Annotated in this window: 24 protein-coding genes; 12 read left to right on the top strand and 12 right to left on the bottom strand. The window is 63.4% G+C overall.

Annotated features, from left to right (window positions below; all coding sequences use genetic code 11):
* Positions 1-154: 154 nt before the first annotated feature.
* Positions 155-982: a class I SAM-dependent methyltransferase gene (locus NKH93_RS08385; RefSeq protein WP_352920157.1), complete on the top strand. Its 828-nt coding sequence runs from the start codon at positions 155-157 to the stop codon at positions 980-982.
* A gap of 377 nt (positions 983-1359) precedes the next feature.
* Here NKH93_RS08385 and NKH93_RS08380 read toward each other — a convergent pair whose 3' ends face one another.
* Positions 1360-1587, bottom strand: coding sequence for a hypothetical protein (locus tag NKH93_RS08380; RefSeq protein ID WP_352920160.1), 228 nt, complete (start codon positions 1585-1587; stop codon positions 1360-1362).
* Between the two features lie 110 nt (positions 1588-1697).
* On the opposite strand from NKH93_RS08380, the gene NKH93_RS08375 reads away from it, so the two are divergent.
* Entirely contained in the window at positions 1698-2003 is a 306-nt protein-coding gene (locus NKH93_RS08375; RefSeq protein ID WP_352920162.1) for a hypothetical protein, read from the top strand.
* Positions 2004-2041: 38 nt separating this feature from the next.
* Here NKH93_RS08375 and NKH93_RS08370 read toward each other — a convergent pair whose 3' ends face one another.
* Both NKH93_RS08370 and NKH93_RS08365 read right to left on the bottom strand, forming a co-directional pair.
* Positions 2042-2473: a DoxX family protein gene (locus NKH93_RS08370; protein WP_352816941.1), complete on the bottom strand. Its 432-nt coding sequence runs from the start codon at positions 2471-2473 to the stop codon at positions 2042-2044.
* Positions 2474-2742: 269 nt separating this feature from the next.
* A complete protein-coding gene (locus NKH93_RS08365) occupies positions 2743-3495 on the bottom strand; it encodes a tryptophan 2,3-dioxygenase family protein (protein WP_352816944.1) in 753 nt (250 codons plus the stop codon).
* A gap of 155 nt (positions 3496-3650) precedes the next feature.
* Here NKH93_RS08365 and NKH93_RS08360 point away from each other — a divergent pair, with 155 nt between their 5' ends.
* The gene (locus NKH93_RS08360; protein WP_352920166.1) at positions 3651-4127 is read left to right on the top strand and encodes an Lrp/AsnC family transcriptional regulator; all 477 of its coding nucleotides are present in this window, start codon (positions 3651-3653) and stop codon (positions 4125-4127) included.
* Here NKH93_RS08360 and NKH93_RS08355 read toward each other — a convergent pair whose 3' ends face one another.
* Positions 4128-4601, bottom strand: a complete 474-nt coding sequence (locus NKH93_RS08355) for an Lrp/AsnC family transcriptional regulator (protein ID WP_352472087.1) — start codon at positions 4599-4601, stop codon at positions 4128-4130.
* Positions 4602-4713: 112 nt separating this feature from the next.
* On the opposite strand from NKH93_RS08355, the gene NKH93_RS08350 reads away from it, so the two are divergent.
* Entirely contained in the window at positions 4714-5280 is a 567-nt protein-coding gene (locus NKH93_RS08350) for an RBBP9/YdeN family alpha/beta hydrolase (protein WP_352820018.1), read from the top strand.
* 52 nt (positions 5281-5332) lie between these two features.
* Here the strand turns inward: NKH93_RS08350 and NKH93_RS08345 are convergent, their stop codons facing one another.
* Complete coding sequence (locus NKH93_RS08345) at positions 5333-6292, bottom strand: prohibitin family protein (RefSeq protein ID WP_352465360.1); 960 nt, start codon at positions 6290-6292, stop codon at positions 5333-5335.
* Between the two features lie 226 nt (positions 6293-6518).
* On the opposite strand from NKH93_RS08345, the gene NKH93_RS08340 reads away from it, so the two are divergent.
* From NKH93_RS08340 to NKH93_RS08320, 5 genes are all read left to right on the top strand, one after another.
* Positions 6519-6878, top strand: a complete 360-nt coding sequence (locus NKH93_RS08340) for a hypothetical protein (protein WP_352820019.1) — start codon at positions 6519-6521, stop codon at positions 6876-6878.
* On the top strand, positions 6875-7183 hold the full coding sequence (locus tag NKH93_RS08335) for a hypothetical protein (RefSeq protein ID WP_352472092.1): 309 nt from the start codon (positions 6875-6877) through the stop codon (positions 7181-7183). The genes NKH93_RS08340 and NKH93_RS08335 overlap by 4 nt, the downstream gene beginning before the upstream one ends.
* 11 nt (positions 7184-7194) lie before the next feature.
* Positions 7195-7377: a DUF3606 domain-containing protein gene (locus tag NKH93_RS08330; protein WP_023675702.1), complete on the top strand. Its 183-nt coding sequence runs from the start codon at positions 7195-7197 to the stop codon at positions 7375-7377.
* A gap of 209 nt (positions 7378-7586) precedes the next feature.
* The gene (locus tag NKH93_RS08325) at positions 7587-7784 is read left to right on the top strand and encodes a hypothetical protein (RefSeq protein WP_352472094.1); all 198 of its coding nucleotides are present in this window, start codon (positions 7587-7589) and stop codon (positions 7782-7784) included.
* A gap of 41 nt (positions 7785-7825) precedes the next feature.
* On the top strand, positions 7826-8437 hold the full coding sequence (locus NKH93_RS08320; protein ID WP_352780813.1) for a hypothetical protein: 612 nt from the start codon (positions 7826-7828) through the stop codon (positions 8435-8437).
* Between the two features lie 15 nt (positions 8438-8452).
* Here NKH93_RS08320 and NKH93_RS08315 read toward each other — a convergent pair whose 3' ends face one another.
* Positions 8453-9358 carry a S1C family serine protease gene (locus NKH93_RS08315; RefSeq protein WP_023675699.1) on the bottom strand — a complete coding sequence of 302 codons (906 nt, stop codon included), beginning with the start codon at positions 9356-9358 and terminating at the stop codon, positions 8453-8455.
* A 248-nt stretch (positions 9359-9606) separates the two neighbouring features.
* Here NKH93_RS08315 and yghU point away from each other — a divergent pair, with 248 nt between their 5' ends.
* Complete coding sequence (yghU, locus tag NKH93_RS08310) at positions 9607-10494, top strand: glutathione-dependent disulfide-bond oxidoreductase (RefSeq protein ID WP_352685185.1); 888 nt, start codon at positions 9607-9609, stop codon at positions 10492-10494.
* A 219-nt stretch (positions 10495-10713) separates the two neighbouring features.
* On the opposite strand, the gene NKH93_RS08305 is transcribed toward yghU, so the two are convergent.
* The 3 genes from NKH93_RS08305 to NKH93_RS08295 form a co-directional block, all read right to left on the bottom strand.
* Complete coding sequence (locus NKH93_RS08305; RefSeq protein WP_352490956.1) at positions 10714-11538, bottom strand: hypothetical protein; 825 nt, start codon at positions 11536-11538, stop codon at positions 10714-10716.
* A gap of 325 nt (positions 11539-11863) precedes the next feature.
* Positions 11864-12118: an exopolysaccharide production repressor protein gene (locus NKH93_RS08300; protein WP_352472098.1), complete on the bottom strand. Its 255-nt coding sequence runs from the start codon at positions 12116-12118 to the stop codon at positions 11864-11866.
* A gap of 195 nt (positions 12119-12313) precedes the next feature.
* Positions 12314-13435 carry a KamA family radical SAM protein gene (locus NKH93_RS08295; RefSeq protein ID WP_502896442.1) on the bottom strand — a complete coding sequence of 374 codons (1122 nt, stop codon included), beginning with the start codon at positions 13433-13435 and terminating at the stop codon, positions 12314-12316.
* Positions 13436-13916: 481 nt separating this feature from the next.
* Here NKH93_RS08295 and NKH93_RS08290 point away from each other — a divergent pair, with 481 nt between their 5' ends.
* Positions 13917-14348 (top strand): SAM-dependent methyltransferase, encoded by a 432-nt coding sequence (locus NKH93_RS08290; protein WP_023675692.1) that lies wholly within the window; start codon positions 13917-13919, stop codon positions 14346-14348.
* Between the two features lie 61 nt (positions 14349-14409).
* Here NKH93_RS08290 and NKH93_RS08285 read toward each other — a convergent pair whose 3' ends face one another.
* The 3 genes from NKH93_RS08285 to NKH93_RS08275 form a co-directional block, all read right to left on the bottom strand.
* Positions 14410-16032: an ABC-F family ATP-binding cassette domain-containing protein gene (locus NKH93_RS08285; RefSeq protein ID WP_352472101.1), complete on the bottom strand. Its 1623-nt coding sequence runs from the start codon at positions 16030-16032 to the stop codon at positions 14410-14412.
* 161 nt (positions 16033-16193) lie between these two features.
* Positions 16194-16745, bottom strand: coding sequence for an isochorismatase family protein (locus NKH93_RS08280; protein WP_352920177.1), 552 nt, complete (start codon positions 16743-16745; stop codon positions 16194-16196).
* A gap of 363 nt (positions 16746-17108) precedes the next feature.
* Positions 17109-17408 carry a WD40 repeat domain-containing protein gene (locus NKH93_RS08275; protein ID WP_352501204.1) on the bottom strand — a complete coding sequence of 100 codons (300 nt, stop codon included), beginning with the start codon at positions 17406-17408 and terminating at the stop codon, positions 17109-17111.
* Positions 17409-17561: 153 nt separating this feature from the next.
* On the opposite strand from NKH93_RS08275, the gene NKH93_RS08270 reads away from it, so the two are divergent.
* Complete coding sequence (locus NKH93_RS08270; RefSeq protein ID WP_352920179.1) at positions 17562-18026, top strand: GFA family protein; 465 nt, start codon at positions 17562-17564, stop codon at positions 18024-18026.
* Positions 18027-18055: the final 29 nt, after the last annotated feature.

Below are 18055 nucleotides of genomic sequence, written 5' to 3'. Positions count from 1 at the left end.
CAAAGCAAGAACAAAATGTGGCGCGGCGGCAGAAAAATGCGCTGCCGACCTCGCATCCCCGTCGGTGAACGGATGGAAAGAGGGGCGAAAAAGGCGGGGCATTGCGTGAGACTTGCGTTGATGGGATGGTGGTTGCGCTTGAGGGGAACGCGTCATGGGCAATGTCACCAGTCACTACGGCAGCGAGGGCAGCGACGGCATCGTCGATCGCATATTGGCCGCGATCCCGGACGCCGACCCGGCCGGCAAACTCGCGGCCGCGCAACTCTATCCGTTCGATCAGTTCCATGGCCGCGAGCTGACCGCCACGCAGGAGCATGCGGCCCGTCTTGCTCCTTCGCCGACAGATCGAATCCTGGATATCGGCAGCGGCATTGGCGGGCCGGCAAGGTTTCTGGCCTCGGCCTATGGCTGCGAGGTCGACGGCATCGACCTGACACCAGCCTTTGTCGCCGCGTCGAGCCGACTGACCGCACTCAGCGGACTGGCAGACAAAGTTCGCTTCCATCAGGCCGACGCAACGAAACTGCCTTTTGGCGACAGCACCTTCGATGCGGCGATCTGCTTCTATGTGGGCATGAACATCGAGAACAAAGCCTCGGTCATCGACGAGGCCTGGCGCGTGCTGAAACCGCGAGGCAGGCTGATCTGGACCGAAGCCGTGCTCGCCGGCGGCGAGCCCTACTATCCCATGCCCTGGGCGGTTTCTGCGGCGACCAGCCACCTCGCCGATCGGGAAAAATTGAAAACCCTGTTTGTCGATGCCGGATTTCGCATCGACGAAATCGTCGACGAAACCGGCGAACATGTTGAGCTGGCGCTGAAGAGAGCCAATTCCGGCATCGTGCCCTCGCCGGCGCAGCAGCAGGCAAATGAAGTCGTCATGGGCGCGGAATTCCTGCAGCGCCGCCGCAACTACATCCGAAGCCTGAGTGACGGAAAACTCGCGTCGCTCGCCGTGATCGTCTCCAAACCGGCCTGAAACAAAAAAACCGCCTCGGCGGGCGGGTCGTTGGAGCCAATTGGCACCATACCCAGATTAGTAGCATAGCTGCCGGCACAAAGCAAGAACAAAATGTGGCGCGCGGCGGCAGAAAAATGCGAATTCCGTTCAGCGCCTCGCCTTGTCCGCCTCCCGATTGACCTTCCAAGAAGACCGCTAGGCTGCATTCCTTCGCGCCCCCCTCTGTCCCGCCGGACATCTCCCCCACTTGGGGGGAAATCGGCTTTCGCGCCGGCTTTCGCCAATCTCCAACGTTGCAGGAAGAGCGCAGCGCCGAAACCGCCAATCTCCCCACTTGAGGGGGAGATGGCCGGCAGGCCAGAGGGGGTACTGTCCCGAGCGCTGTCCCGCCGACTTCACAGCCGGCAACACAAGCAACGTTCGATCGAAAAGAAGCCTGAAAAACAAAAACCCGCCTCGGCGGGCGGGTCGTTGGAGCCAATTGGCACCATACCCAAATTAGTAGCATAGCTGCCGGCACAAAGCAAGAACAAAATGTGGCGCGGCGACAAAAAACCGAATTTCTCTTCGGCGCCTCGCGTTACCCGCCAGCCACTTTGTGGGCGCGAACGCAGCGTCGGCAATTGGCGCTTCCTCCATTTGCCGAGGCATCTCACCGGCCGACGAGCAGCCGCAGCCGCGGATCAGAACAGGCATTCGCGCGTTTGAACCCCAGCCAATGGGAGCAAAAGCCATGAACGTCGCCAATCTGCAACTCGAAGGCCTGCTGATGGCCATCGCATCGATCAATCAGGTCCTGGTCCGCAAGGGCGTGGTCTCCGTCGAAGAGATAGACATCGCCTTGCGCAAGGCCGAAGCCAGCGAGACCAACGAGGAAAGGTCCGAAGGCATGTCGGCGTCGAGCCGCGATGCCGTCAACTTCCCGATCCGGTTGCTGGAGTTGGCCAATCAATGTCAGCCGGAGACGGACATGCCGTCCTTCTCGAAACTGGCGCGCATGGTCGGTCAGATCAAGGAATCTTACAACGACCAGATGTGACGCGGCGACCGAGGATGACCGCCGCAGCAAGCTTGGCATCACCCCCTGCCAAGCCTCAGCGCCAGGACGCGGCCCGGCCCGTGCACGGCGGCAAACAGCAGCCCGGCCAGGAAGGTAAAGTGATCGACGAAGAAGCCGAACTCCGCCTGGTTGCCGGCCCAGTGCGACGGCCCGTGGAAGGCGAAGCCGAGGAACAGCACATAGGCGCCGGCGACGAGTGCTGCCCATGAGAAGAAGGCGCCAGTCAGGAAACATAGAACGAGGACGACCTCGAGCAGGGCTGCGCACCAGGCCAGGAACAGCGGGAACGGAAATCCAGCCGCCGCGATATAGCCGGCGGTGGCGCCGATATCGATGAATTTGAAGATCACGGCCATCAGGAAGACGGCGGCGAAGATCAGGCGGGCGATAAGGATTGCCGCGGTCTGCCACGGCGACTGAACGGTTGATTGAGCGGTTTCCAAGGTCATGATGTCCTCCCAAGAGTTACGGTGGTTGTGCCCCAAGGACGCACCACCAGCCGCAAGCCCGACATCATCCCCCGAAAAACCTGAGAGATACAAGCGCCGGCACCAAAGTGGCGCCTTCCCTTCTCCCCTTGTGGGAGAAGGTGTCGCCGAAGGCGACGGATGAGGGGTGCTCCAGCTTGGCGCCGGCGGCACTCCGTCCAACACCCCTCATCCGTCTCGGCGCTGCGCGCCGATCCACCTTCTCCCACAAGGGGAGAAGAAAGGTTGCGCTACCCCAACTTGACCCCCGGCTTGCTGATCGGCTCGCGTACCGTTCCATACTGGCTGCCCCAGCGGTCGGTCATCGCCCAGCGTATGTCCCAGAGTTCCGGGAAGAAGCGGTGGCGGGCGCCGGCTTCCAGCAATTCGACCGGCCGGCCCTTCAGCGATTTCGCGCCGAGGCCGATCGTGCGGTGGATGAGATAGAGGTGGTTGGCACGGAATTTCTGGAACAGCTCGTCGAACTCGATCAGCGCTTCGGCAACGACATAGCTGTCGCCGTGATCGTAGCCGGTATCGTAGACATCCTCGACCGAAAGGCCGCGGTCGTCGAGGTACGACGCCTTGAAGGCCCGCCACAGATCGGGCGGCAGGCGCAACAGCTGCTTGAAACCTGGCGATTCCTGGCCGCTGCCATTGCCGAGTTGCAGCCGGATCTGCTGGTATTCCTTGGGCGACATGGTTTCGAGCAGGTCGAGCTGCGCCGTCATCAGCCGCATCAGCCGGTGCACGCGCCCCATCAGTGTGACGATGCGATGCGTGTCCTGCTTTTCCAGGAAATCAACGACATCGACCAGCGTATAGGCGATGAGCTTCATCCACAGCTCCTCGACCTGATGAACGATCTGGAACTGCAGCTCGTCGGCATTCACCATCTCGGCCAGCGGCTTCTGGCAGGCCAGCAGCCTGTCGCATTTGAGGTAGACGCCATAGTCGCGCATCTCAGGCGTTTCGATGCGGGCATAATAATCCTGCTTGTCCATGGCCATGCTCCTTGCCGCGGCCGTTGGGCCGCAGGCGCTTGTTGGATCCCGTTCCCGAGTCTAATCGCTTTCTTGCCGAACATTGTCCCTTTCTGTTATTCGATTAGCGCAAAATGAAGGACAAACACTGCGTCTGAAGCGGATAGGAAGAACGAATGATGCTGGATGCGGTCGACCGGAAGATCATAGCTGCGCTCGAACGCGAGGCCCGCATCTCCTTTGCCGCGCTCGCCGACGAGGTCGGCTTGAGCAAGACGCCGTGCTGGAAGCGGGTCAAGACGCTTGAGGACGCCGGCGTCATCCGCGGCTACTCGACCCTGATCGACCCAGCCAAGCTCGGCTTCGGCATCGAAGCCTTCATCCAGGTGTCGATCGATTTCGAACTGTCGGACGCCTTCGAGGCGGCGGTCAAAAAGCATCCGCTGATCCGCCGCTGCCACGCCACGACAGGCGAGGCCGATTATCTCCTGCAGATCGTCACCGTCGACATGATGGCGCTCGACAGGATGCTGCGCGAGGAGCTCAGCCGGCTGCCCGGCGTGCGGCGCACCATCACCTCGATGGCGATGCGCGAGATCAAGGGCGGCATCTCGTTCGCCAATGCCGTCGGGCATGCGCAGACCAAGCGATAGTCAGGCCCTGGTCATCAATTCGCGTCCCAGCCGCTTCGGTTGCTCGGCGCGCAGAACCACATTTGTCGTCACCGTGCCGTACCGGCCGATGCTGTCGACGATGCTTTCAAGATCGGGCGGTGACGGGACCACGACCTTGACCAGAAAACAATCCTCGCCGGTCACCCGCAGCACCTCGACCACCTCCGGCAATTGGGCGAACTTCTTCAGGCAGGCCTGGATATGCTCATGCGTGGTGCGCAGGCGGATGACCGCCATGGTGCCGAGCCCGAGCGCTGCCGAATTGATCACCGCCTTGTAACCGGTGATGACGCCGCGCTCCTCCAGCCGCTTCACCCGTTCCGAGGTGGCGGGCTGGGACAGTCCGACGCGGCGGCCAAGCTCGGAGATGCCGATGCGGCCATCCTCCTGCATGATCTCAATGATCGCCAGATCGGTGGGGTCGAGCCTTGGCCGATAATCGCCGTTCCGCATGATCGCCCTTTAATCCATCGGATTTCGTCGCTGCTTTCCGATGATCTCTCATTCCGCCACCTGGGAGAAGACCTAGAATTGCACGCGCTGCATCAGGAAAGAAGGGCTTCGCATGACCGACTTCATCATTGTGCCGGGCATCGGCGGATCGGGCGAAGCCCACTGGCAGACACGTTGGCAGCAGGCAAACCCGGCGATGCGGCGGTTCAACCCGGCGAGTTGGGACGCGCCGAACCTCGACGACTGGGTGGCTGCGCTGGAAACCGCTGTATGCCAGGCAAGGACACCGCCGGTGCTCGTCGCCCATAGCCTCGGCTGTCTGCTCGTCGTACACTGGCAGCGGATCTCCCCCCGCTCTATCGGCGGCGCGTTGCTGGTCGCGGTTCCGGACCCTGCGTCGCCGGCCTTCCCCTCCTCCGCCCGGGCCTTCGCCGACGCACCGCAACAACGGCTTCGCTTTCCGTCGCTGATTGTCGCCAGCACCAACGATCCCTACGGCTCGCTGGACTATGCCAGGGCGAAATCCGAGCGATGGGGCAGCGATCTCCATATCGCCGGACCGCTTCGCCACATCAATGGCGACAGCGGGCTCGGCGACTGGCCGGCGGGAATGGAGCTGCTGACAGCTTTTCTAGGTCAAACGCAAGCAATCGCCCGAGGCGCCGTGCTTCAGCCGTAACCGCACCAGGACGGCTATCGCGCCGCCGCCCTGATCTGGTTTGCGCCGCGCCTCAGTTCGATGCTGCGGCAGGCGTGCTGAGTTCGAGGAACGGTACGGTCGAGCCCGGGATCATCGACTTCGGCAATTCGCCGTTCCATCTCTCCGCCTTGGTCAGTTCGACCAGCAGCGGATTGTTGGCGATTGCGGCGGCGCGAGCCTTGATGGCGCCCGCGGTCGCATCGCCTTCGACCCTGGTCTTGTAGGCGCTGGCCTCGGCTTCGGCCTTGACGCTGTCGGCGCGGCCCTTGGCCTGGGTGACGGCGATATCGGCCTTGATCTTTTCCTGCTGCAGGTTCTGTTCCTGCTTCTGCACCTCGACCTGCGCCGTCATCCTGGCTTCGACCGCCTGCTCGTAGGCATCGGAGAAGTCGATGTTCTCGACCTGCACGCTGTCGATCATCACCGGGCCGTCGGTTACCGCCGCGATGGCCTCGGCGACGTCCTTGTTGAACTTCGCCCGGTTCTGGATAACCGACACCGCGTCGTACTGGCCGAACACCGTCTTGATCTCCTGCGGTGCTTTCCTGGCAATGACGCGGTCGGCCAGTGCCTCGATCGATCCATAATTGGTGTAGACGTTGCTGACTTCGGCGGCCGGCACGTGGAAATTGACGGTGACGCGCATGTCGGCCGGTTGCTGGTCGCGCGAATAGGCCTGCATGGCCGGCAGGCCGCTGCAATCGTTCTGGTTCTCGCAGCCCCATTTGAGCACCTGCTGGCGCAGGCTGATCTTCTCGACACGCTGTAACCACGGCAGCTTGAAATGCAGTCCGGGATCAACGACCGAACTCAGCGCTCCGTTGGTCAAAAGCACGCCGCGGTCGCCCTGATCGATCGTGTACCAGGATCCAAACAGCGCAAAGACGCCGAGCGCCACGATGACGAGTGCGATCAGGCCGGAACCGATCGACCCCGATGCCATCCCCGGCTTGCCCTGCGGACGGCTTGAATTGCCTTGCGTTTCGGTCATCACCCCACCCCAACCTGATTGCCCGTGCTGCTTTTGCCCACAATAGTGGCGGCATTGCAATCCTCTGGATATGGAAAGACCTTCGGGGCAGCCGGCCGGACCGGCGGGTGGTTCAGGGTGGCCAGCCGATTTCCCCTGCAGCCGCGGCTGCGGGCTGGGACGCGTTGCCTGGCGTCTGCTTCTGCCGTCCGGCATCGGTTCTGCGCTTCGGGCAATCCTCGTAGTCGTGGTCGCAGATTGCGAAGGCTTGCGCACCGGCAAGGTCGATTTCGCCACGGAACCGCTGCCGCCGCATGAAAGTTATCTGCTCATTGCAACGGGAGCACAGGACATGGCCGACGACCCGAACCGCTACGAGACCGGAGCGAGGAAATATCCGGCAAAGACGAGCCGCGACGCGGCCGACGAATTTTCGCAGGATGCGGCCGGCAACAAGCCACCTCCCGGCGGCATGGGATTGACTAGGCCGGCTGACGATTTCGACGACAGGACCCTGCATTCGGAGGGCCAGAACCCGCCGCGCGCAGCGATCCGGCCAGACGGCAAGGCCACCGCCAAGAAGCCCGGCAAGGACGCAAGACGATGAACGTCGCCAATCTCCAGCTCGAAGGATTGATGATGGCGATCGCGGCCGTCAACAACGCGCTGGTCCACAAGGGCCTGCTGTCGGTCGACGAGGTCGACATGGCGTTGCGCCGGGCCGAGGCGGCGATGACCAGCGAGGAGCGTCTCTATGAAGACATGTCGCCATCCAACCGCGACGCCGTCTGCTTTCCGCTCAGGCTGCTGCAGGCGGCCAACAATGCCCAGGGTGAAACCGGCGTACCGTCCTTTGCCGAACTGGCCAGGATGGTCGGCCGGACCAAGGAGCCCTATAACGACCAGATGTGATGGAGGACGCCATGGCCGACGACAAATCCAAGACCAAGCAGGATCGCAAACTGGTCTCAGGCGAAGAGCCTTACGAGGTCGCTGCCTTTGCCCGCAAATACGGCATACCGCAAAGCGAGGCCGCGACCATCATCAAGCGTTACGGCCCCTCGAGGAGGAAGCTCGACGCGCACATGGCGAGCCGCAACGCCTGATCCAACTCTGGCGGCGGCCGCCGTTCACGCCGGAAGCGTCCCTGCCCTGCTGCCTTGTCGAGAGCATCGGCACCGTCAGCCGTGACCTGTCGGGTTCGCCCTTGTGGGGATTCAACGCCTGGTTTTGACAGCCGCGGAATACGCTCGCGGCGCAACAACTCATTTACCTCGACGCTGTACCAGTCCGATGAGCAAAGCCGGGGGGTCGGATGCAGGAACAATTATTGCGCTACGAATGTGTCATGGAGCCGAACGGCCGATGGATGGTGTGGGACATCGTTCACGATCTGCCGGCGCAATTTTCGCAAATCGCGCTGATCGGCCTGAGCCGTCGTGAAGCGGTTTCGCTCTGCCGGCTGCTCAACGAGACGAGCCGTTCCGAGACGCGGCAGAGCCGGGCCTCCTGAGAAGCATGCTCTCAGGCCTGCCCAAGCGCGAGGGGATCTACATGCGATCGACAATATTCGGTCTGGTCCTGCTGCTGCCGGCCGCCGCCCTGGCAGAACCGATCGAGACGCAGAAGATCATCACGGCGGCGACCGGCGACTGGAACAGCGACGGCGCCGCCGATCTGGCGATGATCGTGGAGACCGAGCCCGGCCATCCCATGGACATGTATTTTTTCCTCAAGGATCGCGATGGCGATTTTCTAAAACCTGCCGGGGTCGTGCATGAACAGATTTACGGCGAATGGAAGGATTATGACCGGCCGGGCCCCGCCACATCCGACACCGAGCCCGAACTCACCGCGCTCCCCAACGGTTCGATCAAGCTCTATGTTCCGGCGATGGAGATCGGCAGCGAGCGGACCAACAAGACGCTGACGCTCGCCTGGCGCAACGGCACGTTCGTCGTCGCCGGTTTTGCCTACGATTATTGGGATTACATGGACGACAATGTTGCCGGCGACTGCGACTACAATGTGCTGACCGGCAAGGGCAAAAGCAGCAAGAAGCTGGCGGACGGCAGCACCAGGCAAGCGACCGTATCGGTCGAAGGCAAGGTCATCGCATTCGCGGAATGGACCCCGGGCACTGGCTTCAGCGCTTGCGGAGAGTGAGAGGTTTCGGTTGCCTCACTGCAGCGGCGGCTTCCACAGCAGGCTGTTGCGATCGGCGGACTTGACGCGCAGCCAGGTTTCGCGGCCATCGCGCAGCACCCGGAGCGGGATCTCGGCACCCGCCGGGCCGCTCTTCCAAAGCTTGCGATAAAAATCGGCAAGCCCATCGACCGCCGTGTCGCGGACATCCGAGATGACATCGCCTTGGCGAAGGCCCGCCTGGGCGGCTGGACCGCCCTCGGCGACGCTCATCACCACGACCTTGCCGTCGCTCTCGGCCGAGAAGGCGCCGAGCCACGGCCGCGGCGGCCTGGCGACCTGCCCGCGCGTCAGCAGATCGTCGAGGATGGGCGGCAGAAGATCGATCGGCACCACCATGTTGATGTCGGCGACCTCGCCGTTGCGGCTCATCTGCAGGCGCAGTGAACCGATGCCGAGCAGCCTGCCATCCGCGCCGATGAGGCCGGCGCCGCCCCATGAGGGGTGAGCCGGCGCCGTGAAGATCGCCTCGTCGAGCAGATATTCCCAATAGCCGGCGAATTCCTGCTTGGTGACGATCCGCGCCCGCACGGAGCGGCCGACGCCGTCGGCGAGCACGACGGGATCGCCAATCTTGGCCCTGGACGCATCGCCGAGCGCAATGGCGGGCAGCCCGAGCGGCGCCAGCGCCTGCACCAGGCCGAAGCCCGACTCCTGGTCGTAGGCGAGCGCATGGGCGGGAACCACGCGCCCGTCCTGGTCGGCCAGCCAGACCTCCTCGGCCTCGGTGATGAGATAGCCGATGGTGAGTACCAGCCCGTCGCCGCGGATGACCACGCCACTGCCCTCGCGGCGGGTGCCAAGTGTATTTGCCGTGAAGGCGTCCTCTGGCACGGTGGCGCGGACGGCCACGATGGATCGCAAAAGGGGTTCGATATTCATGCTTTGGTTCCTGGCAATGTTCGCAGCTGATATGGGCTATAGGTATGGCGCAGGTGATCAGGCGCAAGAGGTGGCGCCGGCTTTGGCGTGGACCGGCGCCGCGCCGTTCGCGCCGGGGTTTTGCAACAGCGCCGGCAGCCCTATCTGTACCTACGGCTATCCCAAGCTGCCCTATGCAAAGTTCCTCCGCCATTGCCCACGTTGATATCTGATATCCTCCCAACCCAACCCTTCCAAAGGCCTCCCAAATGAACGACTACGCAACGGACCAATACACGCCGCCAAAAGTCTGGACCTGGAACAAGGCAAATGGCGGCGCTTTCGCCAGCATCAACCGGCCGATCGCCGGCCCGACGCACGACAAGAAACTGCCGGTCGGCAAGCATCCGCTGCAGCTTTATTCGCTGGCGACACCGAACGGCGTCAAGGTGACGATCATGCTGGAGGAACTTCTGGCGCTCGGCCACAGCGGCGCCGAATACGACGCCTGGCTTATCAGGATCAACGACGGCGACCAGTTCGGCAGCGGCTTCGTCGAGGTCAACCCCAACTCGAAGATCCCGGCCATGATGGATCGCAGTGGGAAAAAGCCGGTCCGCATCTTCGAATCCGGCTCGATCCTGCTCTACCTCGCCGAAAAATTCGGCGAATTCCTGCCGACGGAGCAGCCGGCTCGCGCCGAGACCCTGTCATGGCTGTTCTGGCAGATGGGCTCGGCGCCCTATCTCGGTGGCGGCTTCGGCCATTTCTACGCCTATGCGCCGACGAAGATCGAATATGCCATCGACCGCTTCGCCATGGAAACCAAGCGGCAGATGGACGTGCTCGACCGACGCCTCGCCGAAAGCGAGTATTTAGGCGGCAGCGACTATACGATTGCCGACATTGCGGTGTGGCCCTGGTATGGCGGGCTGGCCAAGGGCCGTATGTATGACGATTCCGGCGAGTTCCTTCAGGTGGAGCAGTACAAGAACGTGCAGCGCTGGGCCGACGCCATCGACGCGCGGCCGGCGGTCAAGCGCGGCCGCATGGTCAACCGCACCTTCGGCGAGCCTTCGATGCAACTGCACGAGCGCCATGACGCCAGCGATTTCGAGACCAGGACGCAAGACAAGCTCGCGGCGGCCAAAAGCTAAGCGGACGACTGAAACTGCTGATCTCCCCCCACAATGGGCAGGGCTATTGCAGATGGAAAGCCGAGGCTTTCGCTCTACGATGGACCCCCACCCCTAACCCCTCCCCACAAGGGGGAGGGAGACTTCCGTTGGCGCTGACCTCGGCAAATTGCCTGCCTTTCGGCGCCAAAAGGGGAAGTAAGGGCGCGCGGCAGCATTCCCTCCCCCTTGTGGGGAGGGTTAGGGTGGGGGTCCATCTTCGTAAGAATCCAAATGCGATTGCCCCGCCACAAGGGGGGAGATCGGGAGCTTCGGCCGACTGCTCAAGCTCGCCTTCACCGCCGCCATCCACAGCCGGTCGATGTTGGCCAGGAATTTCTCGTCGAGCTTTTCGAGGTGCTTCCAGTACATGCCGTCCTCGAAGAAATAGCCGAGTTCCTTCTCGATCCTGTCGGCCTCCTCCGCCTGATCGAGCCGCAGGCCGGCAAGCATCTCGGCCTTCATTTCCGAAAGCCGCGAGGAAGAAAGCGCGCCGACTTCATCGAGCGTCAGCCGCGGGAAGACCAGCCGGCTGCGCGGCAGGTCGGATAGGTTGACGCACAGGCAGCCGCGCCGAAGCGCATGGATGAGCAGGCGGGCCGACTTCGCCTCGAGGTTGCGCAGGGTGACGTCGTTGCGCAGCGGATCGGCGCGGCCGACGCCGTAAAAATGCGTGTTGCCGGGCTGGTCGTAAATCATGTCGCAGCCAAGGAATGCCAGCACGTCCGGCTTCTGACTGTGGATCGTCCAGTAGGCCGCCGTCATCGACATGGTGCCCCCGGCATAGACGAAGCCGCCAAAGCTGTTTTGCGCCGGCACGTAATGCGAGGCGCTGAAGATCTGCGCCTGCTGCAGGGGACCGCCTTGCGGCATCCGCTCCGCCGGGAAATCGCCGGCATGGACGAGGAAATCCCAGTCCGGCCGCACGCGCCAGGCGTTGTTGATGGCGACGATCTTGCCGAAGGCCTGCTTGGGCCAGGCGGCGCAGCGCACCACATCGGGGGCGCTGCCGATCAGCAAGATCACGTTTGGCGTTCCGTCGATCACCACAACCCTCTCGACCGGCCGAAATGCATCCCGATGCCGCCCGGTTGAACGGCTTTATAGCCTCAACCGCCCATCGAAAACACCAGCCGGATTTAGGCTGCGTCAACGAAAGGGAGCTTGCCAGCCGGTTGTAAAATGCGGACTTAGGCACAGTCGTACAAGCAGCAGGCAGGTTTTCCCGCTAGCCCAAAAACGACGATATGAGTTGGGCGATATATATTAGTTGGCTAAACTAGCGGAACGTCCAACGCACATTCCCAGAACCGAACATGTCCTGTCTAGACCATGATATCTATATGGGACATTACTGCATAAGCTGAATGCGACCTCGACGGTTCGGCGGCACAGCCCTCAGACGCCGCGGCTTTGCCGCCGCGCCTTTCGCCCCGGATCCGTAGATCAACCGGACGACGAACAGGAAATATCCAACCTGCATGACGATCAAGGTCAAGATCGTCCAGGCCAGCGTCTTCCAGATTGAACCCGTCGCAAAGTAAGTCGAGATCGCCACGATGGACGATGTGGTGGTCAGCCCCACCAGGAACTGTGGAAAGTTCATGACTTTTCTGCGCCGCCCCGAAACTCGCAACAGCCGGGACGAACTCCCCTAACCCATTACCCCGGGGCAACGTTTTCACTATTTTAGCAATTGCGCAAGCACCAAATAGAACAGCAGTTAACGCATGCTTCCGTGATCAAGGGCTGCATGTCAGGTCACCAAGGTGGGCTGGCTTGGACAGCGGCTGCGCGTCCCCTACTCCCCAGCAACCTCCCTATACGCCCTCACCGCCCCATCAAGCCCACGTATTCGCCACGTCTCCCCTTCGCGCGCCTCGAGATAGGACGGGCCGAGCGGGACTTTCCCTCCGCCGTCCGGCAGGTCCAGCACGTAGACGGGATTGCAGATGCCCGACAGGCGCGCACGCAAGGCGCTGACCAGCGCCTGGCCCTCGGCGATCGTGGTGCGCCGGTGCGCCATGCCGCGCACGAGATCGCCGTGGTGCAGGTAATAGGGTTTGACGCCAAGGCGATACATCAGCTCGCGGCACAGCTCTTCCAGCACCTCGACCGTATCGTTCACGCCTTTCAGCAGAACGCTCTGGTTCAGCAGCACGAAGCCGCCCTGCCGCAACGTGCGGCAGGCCCGCTCGGTCGCCTCCGTGATTTCGCGTGGATGGTTGAAATGGGTGACGACAGTAACCATCAGCCGGCCCTGCAAGGCTTGAATCAACCCGCCGGTGACGCGCGACGGCAGCGCGACGGGTACGCGAGTGTGGATGCGCAACAGCCGCACATGCTGGATCGCCTCGACACGGGCGCGGATTTCCGCCAGCGCCCTGTCCGGCAGCGACAGCGGGTCGCCGCCGGTCAGGATCACCTCGCGGATTTCCGGATGGGCCGCGATATAGGCGAAGGCCGGCTCCAGCGCCTCGCGCGAAAAACCCCGGCCGATCGAGGTCAGCTGCTCCTTGCGAAAGCAGAACCGGCAATAGACCGCGCATTGATAGGTCGGGAACAACAGAACCCGGTCGGCATGTCGATGCGTCAATCTAGGCACGGGACTGAAGGCGTGGTCGGCGATCGGATCGTCGAGTTCGCCCTCCTGCTCTGCCAGTTCGTCGGGCGACGGGATGACCTGAAGCCGTATCGGATCGGCGGGGTCGTTCCAGTCGATCAGGTCGAGATAGGCCTTGGGAATGCGAACCTTGTGGCGCGTGGCCGCGGCTTTGGCCGCCGCCCGCTCGGCTGGCGACAGCAGCAGCGAATCCAGATCGCCTACCTGCCGCACGCCCTCGCGAACATCGTCCCGCCATGCGGCATCCGCCTCGCGAGCGCGCCGGTCATCGGCTGCCACGCCGGCCGCATCGACCGCCATGCTGGCGTCGGGGATGTCGGGATGTGAGGTCATCGCAGGCTCCTTGAATTTCGGGCCGGGGTACAGCATTGAAGCCAGGACTTGAAGGCAATAAGCGGTGTTTGGCCGGATTGGAGGGCGCGGCAGGAAGCCACAACCGGCCATGGTCAGAACAATCGTCCAACATCGCTGACGCAAAACATTAGCTTGCTCTTATATTAGCTTGAGCGTATACACATAAACGGCCGGTGATCTACCCCCCAACCGGTTAGGCTCGGCGCCAGTTCCCTCCCTACCCCTCAGGTCAACGACGCCGGGCCGCCCGGTCGCCCGCGGTCGAGACCGGATCGTCGACCTCTTCGATGTCGATCATGCCCCCTGCTCAAGCAGCACCCAGCTGAACATGCCAGCTGAACACATCGGCGATGCCCGCGTCTCTCGGCCTTCCCGTCGCCGGCCGCGGTCGCTAGTCTCGGATTGTGAAAAAGCTGGAGAACAGCGTATGGCGAACGACTTGTCGCCAAGGCTTTTGGAGATCGTCAATGCGCTGCCTTTGCGGCAGGGCATGCGAGTGCTGGAGATCGGCTGCGGACCGGGTGCTGCAGCGCGCGAGATCGCGCGCCGGATCGGCGGCGGGCACGTGCTGGCGATCGACCGCTCGGCCAAGGCCATCGCGCAGGCCGGGGCCGCCTCGCGCGCCGAGATTGCGGCAGGCCGGCTGAGCCTTCGCCAGATCGCCATCGAGGATTTCGAGTTGGAGGCCGATGAGAAGCACTTCGACATTGCCGTTGCGGTGCGCGTCGGCGCGCTGGACGGGCGTCATCCCGAAGCAGGAAAAATTGCCCTGCGACGGCTCAAGGCGGCGTTGACCGCGCAAGGCCGGCTGTTCATCGACGGCGGCGATCCGCTGCGCGAAATTGCGATACATGGCTGAGCACCTCGTGCTTGGCCCCCGGAATCGAGCGTCTACGTGACCGTGCGCGGCAGAGCCGGCCTCAGCTCCGCAACCCCGGCGCCTCCTGCCCGGTGCGCTCGACATATTCGGTATAGCCGCCGCCATAGGTGTGGATGCCCTCGGGCGTCAGTTCCAGCACCCGGTTCGACAGCGCCGCCAGGAAATGGCGGTCGTGCGAGACGAACAGCATGGTTCCCTCGTACTGCGACAGTGCCGTGATCAGCATCTCCTTGGTGGCGATGTCGAGGTGGTTGGTCGGCTCGTCCAGCACCAGCAAATTGGGCGGATCGAACAACATCAGCGCCATCACCAGCCGCGCCTTCTCGCCGCCCGACAGCACGCGGCATTTCTTCTCGATCTCGTCGCCGGAAAAGCCGAAGCAGCCGGCCAGCGCCCTGAGCGGCGCCTGGCCGGCCTGCGGAAACGCATCTTCCAGCGTCTGGAACACGGTGCGCTCGCCCTCCAGCACTTCCATGGCGTGCTGGGCGAAATAGCCCATCTTGACGCTGGGCCCGCGCGCCACCGTGCCATTGTCCGGCTCGGAAGCGCCAGCGACCAGCTTCAGCAGCGTCGACTTGCCGGCGCCGTTGACGCCCATGATGCACCAGCGCTCGCGGCGGCGCACCTGAAAATCCAATCCCTCGTAGATCGAGCGGCTGCCATAGCCCTTGTGCACGTTCTTCAGCGTCACCACGTCCTCGCCGCAGCGCGGCGCCGGCTGGAAGTCGAACGATACCTTCTGGCGGCGCTTGGGCGGCTCGACCCGGTCGATCTTGTCCAGCTTCTTCACCCGGCTCTGTACCTGGGCAGCATGCGAGGCACGCGCCTTGAAGCGCTCGATGAAGGCGATCTCCTTGGCCAGCATCGCCTGCTGGCGCTCGAACTGCGCCTGCTGCTGCCGGTCGGCAATCGCCCGCTGCTGCTGGTAGAATTCGTAGTTGCCGGAGTAAGCGGTCAGCGAACCGCCGTCGATCTCGACCACCTTGTTGACGATGCGGTTCATGAACTCGCGGTCGTGCGAGGTCATCAGCAGCGCGCCGTCATAGTTCTTCAGGAACTGCTCCAGCCAGATCAGGCTTTCCAGGTCGAGATGGTTGCTCGGCTCGTCGAGCAGCATGGCGTCGGGCCGCATCAAAAGGATCCTGGCCAGTGCCACGCGCATTTTCCAGCCGCCGGACAGCTTGCCGACGTCGCCGTCCATCATCTCCTGGCTGAAGCCGAGGCCGTCCAGCACCTCGCGCGCCCGGCCATCCAGCGCGTAGCCGTCGAGCTCCTCGAAGCGGTGCTGCGCCTCGCCGTAGCGGGCGATGATCTCGTCCATCTGGTCGGCCTGGTCAGGGTCGCCCATGGCGTGCTCGAGCTCGCGCATCTCGGCCGCCACTTCGCTGACCGGTCCGGCGCCGTCCATCACTTCGGCCACCGCACTGCGGCCTTCCATGTCGCCGACATCCTGGCTGAAATAGCCGATGGTGACGCCGCGATCGACCGAGACCTGGCCTTCGTCGGGCTGCTCCTCGCCGTTGATCATGCGAAACAGCGTCGTCTTGCCGGCGCCGTTAGGCCCGACCAGCCCGACCTTCTCGCCCTTCTGCAACGCGGCGGAGGCTTCGATGAAGACGATCTGCCTGCCGTTCTGCTTGCTGATGCTTTCGAGACGAATCATGGTTTTCCGGGGAAGGCCAAAGGAGAGTTCCTGCGCCAATACGCGATAGACCGCGCCGGCGGAAGCCCGCAGTAGTGAGGCGCCCCGCGCCAAATTGTCTGAACCCGCCAGTTGCTTCCCGGCTGGATCAGGCTTTGACGGCGTAGGGATGAGCCGGCGGATCAGCTATCGGTCAGGGCTTTTGTCGTCGCCAGCTTGACCCCGGCGGCGGCAAATGCCGCATTGTGCCGGGCGATGATCTCCGCGGCGGTCTCGCTGGCCGCGTCGAGCGTGCTGTGGGCGTCGGAAACCACGGTGACGCCCAGGCCCGCTGCAAAGGCGCCCTTCACCGTGGCCGCCACGCAGAAATCGGTCTGCGCGCCGATCAGAACGACCTCGCCGGCGCCCTGCCCGGCCACCCATTCTGCAAGGGCGGCATTGCTGAACGCATCGCCGACACACTTGGCGAAAGTCGGCTCGTCCTCGGCCTGGCCGAGCGCCGGCCACACCGGCCAGCCCGGCTCACCCGGCGCCAGAGGATCGCCCTGCGGCCCGTCATGCCTGATGAAGGCGACTTTGCGCCCGCTGCGCCGCGCCCATTCGATCAGCGCGCGGGTGCGGGCAACGATGCCGTCGGCATCATGGATCGGCGGTTCGGCAACACCGTCGAACATGCCGGTCTGAAGATCGATCACGATGAGCGGCACGGTGGCCGCGGGGCTGGTCTCTGACATGGCCGCGAACATAGCGTTGGTGGTAGGCGGGTCAAGTATACGCGCCGAAGCCGACGCTGGAGCTGCCGATCTCCCCCCACCAGCGCAGGGCTATGGCAGATGGAAAGCCGAGACTTTCGCTCTACGATGGACCCCCACCCCTAACCCCTCCCCACAAGGGGGAGGGAGACTTCCGTTGGCGCTGACCTCGGCAAATTGCCTGCCTTTCGGCGCCAAAGGGGAAGTAAGGGCGCGCGGCAGCATTCCCTCCCCCTTGTAGGGAGGGTTAGGGTGGGGGTCCATCTTCGCAAGAATCCAAATGCGGTTGCCCAGCGCAACAGTGGGGGTGTCCAAGCCCCGGCGACGAAATTGGATATCCCGCAATCAATCCGGCGCCCCGGCGAAAAGCACCATCCTATCGGCGCCGCCAGCCGGCCAGTCCCTGATGCTGCGGTCGTAGCCGCCGGTCAGCACCGTGCCGCCCGCGGCAAAGGCAACCGCATAGATCGGGCCGGACTGGCTGTCGAACATGGCGAGCTGGTTGCCGGTCTGCCGGCGGTGAAACTGAGGCCGTTCGGCACCTCGCGAGCACGCCTCGCCCAGCGCCAGATACGCCTCGATGAAGCAAGCCGTGCCGATCACGATCATGAGGGCTGCAAGCAGCCTGTCAGCAAACCTGTTCATCTATCCGCTCTGCAATGATGGCGCTCGGCGCCTGGCTGTCGGTGATGGCTCAAGTCCACCCCAGCCCTTCGGCAGCAGCCGCAGGCATCGCCGCGTTTGCCGGGAGGCCGGTCGTGCGCTAGATCGCTGGCAGAGGCTAACGCGAGGCCAGCAATGGACGATTGGAAGCTACCTTGGGGCGGCGGTTGCCTGTGCGCCGGAATACGCTTTCGCATCAGCGCCCCGCCCTTGCTGACGATGGCGTGTCACTGCACCGGCTGCCAGAAGCTGAGCGCCAGCGCGTATTCCCTGACCATCGCCGTGCCCAGCGACGGTTTCGCCGTCACCCAGGGCGAGCCGGTGGTCGGCGGCCTGCACGGCCCGCACCGGCAGCTCTATTGCCCGCATTGCAAGAACTGGATGTTCACGCGCCCGCATGGCCTGGACTTTTTCGTCAACGTTCGTGCGACCATGCTGGACCAGCACCAATGGTACGTGCCTTTCGTCGAAGTCTTCACTTCGGAAAAGCTGCCCTGGGCTTCGACCGCCGCTAGCCACAGTTTCGCTACGCAGCCCGACCTCGAGGGATACGCCCCTCTGATCGAGGCGTTCGCCCGCGAAGCGGCGCGGCCAACTTGACTGGTTGCCGCCCGGAAAGGCGGCGCCAG

Source organism: Mesorhizobium sp. M0954, from assembly GCF_040319155.1.
In the GTDB taxonomy this organism is placed as follows: Bacteria; Pseudomonadota; Alphaproteobacteria; order Rhizobiales; family Rhizobiaceae; genus Mesorhizobium.
Note: the sequence above shows the minus strand (reverse complement) of the source record. Positions and strands in the feature narration are given on the sequence as shown.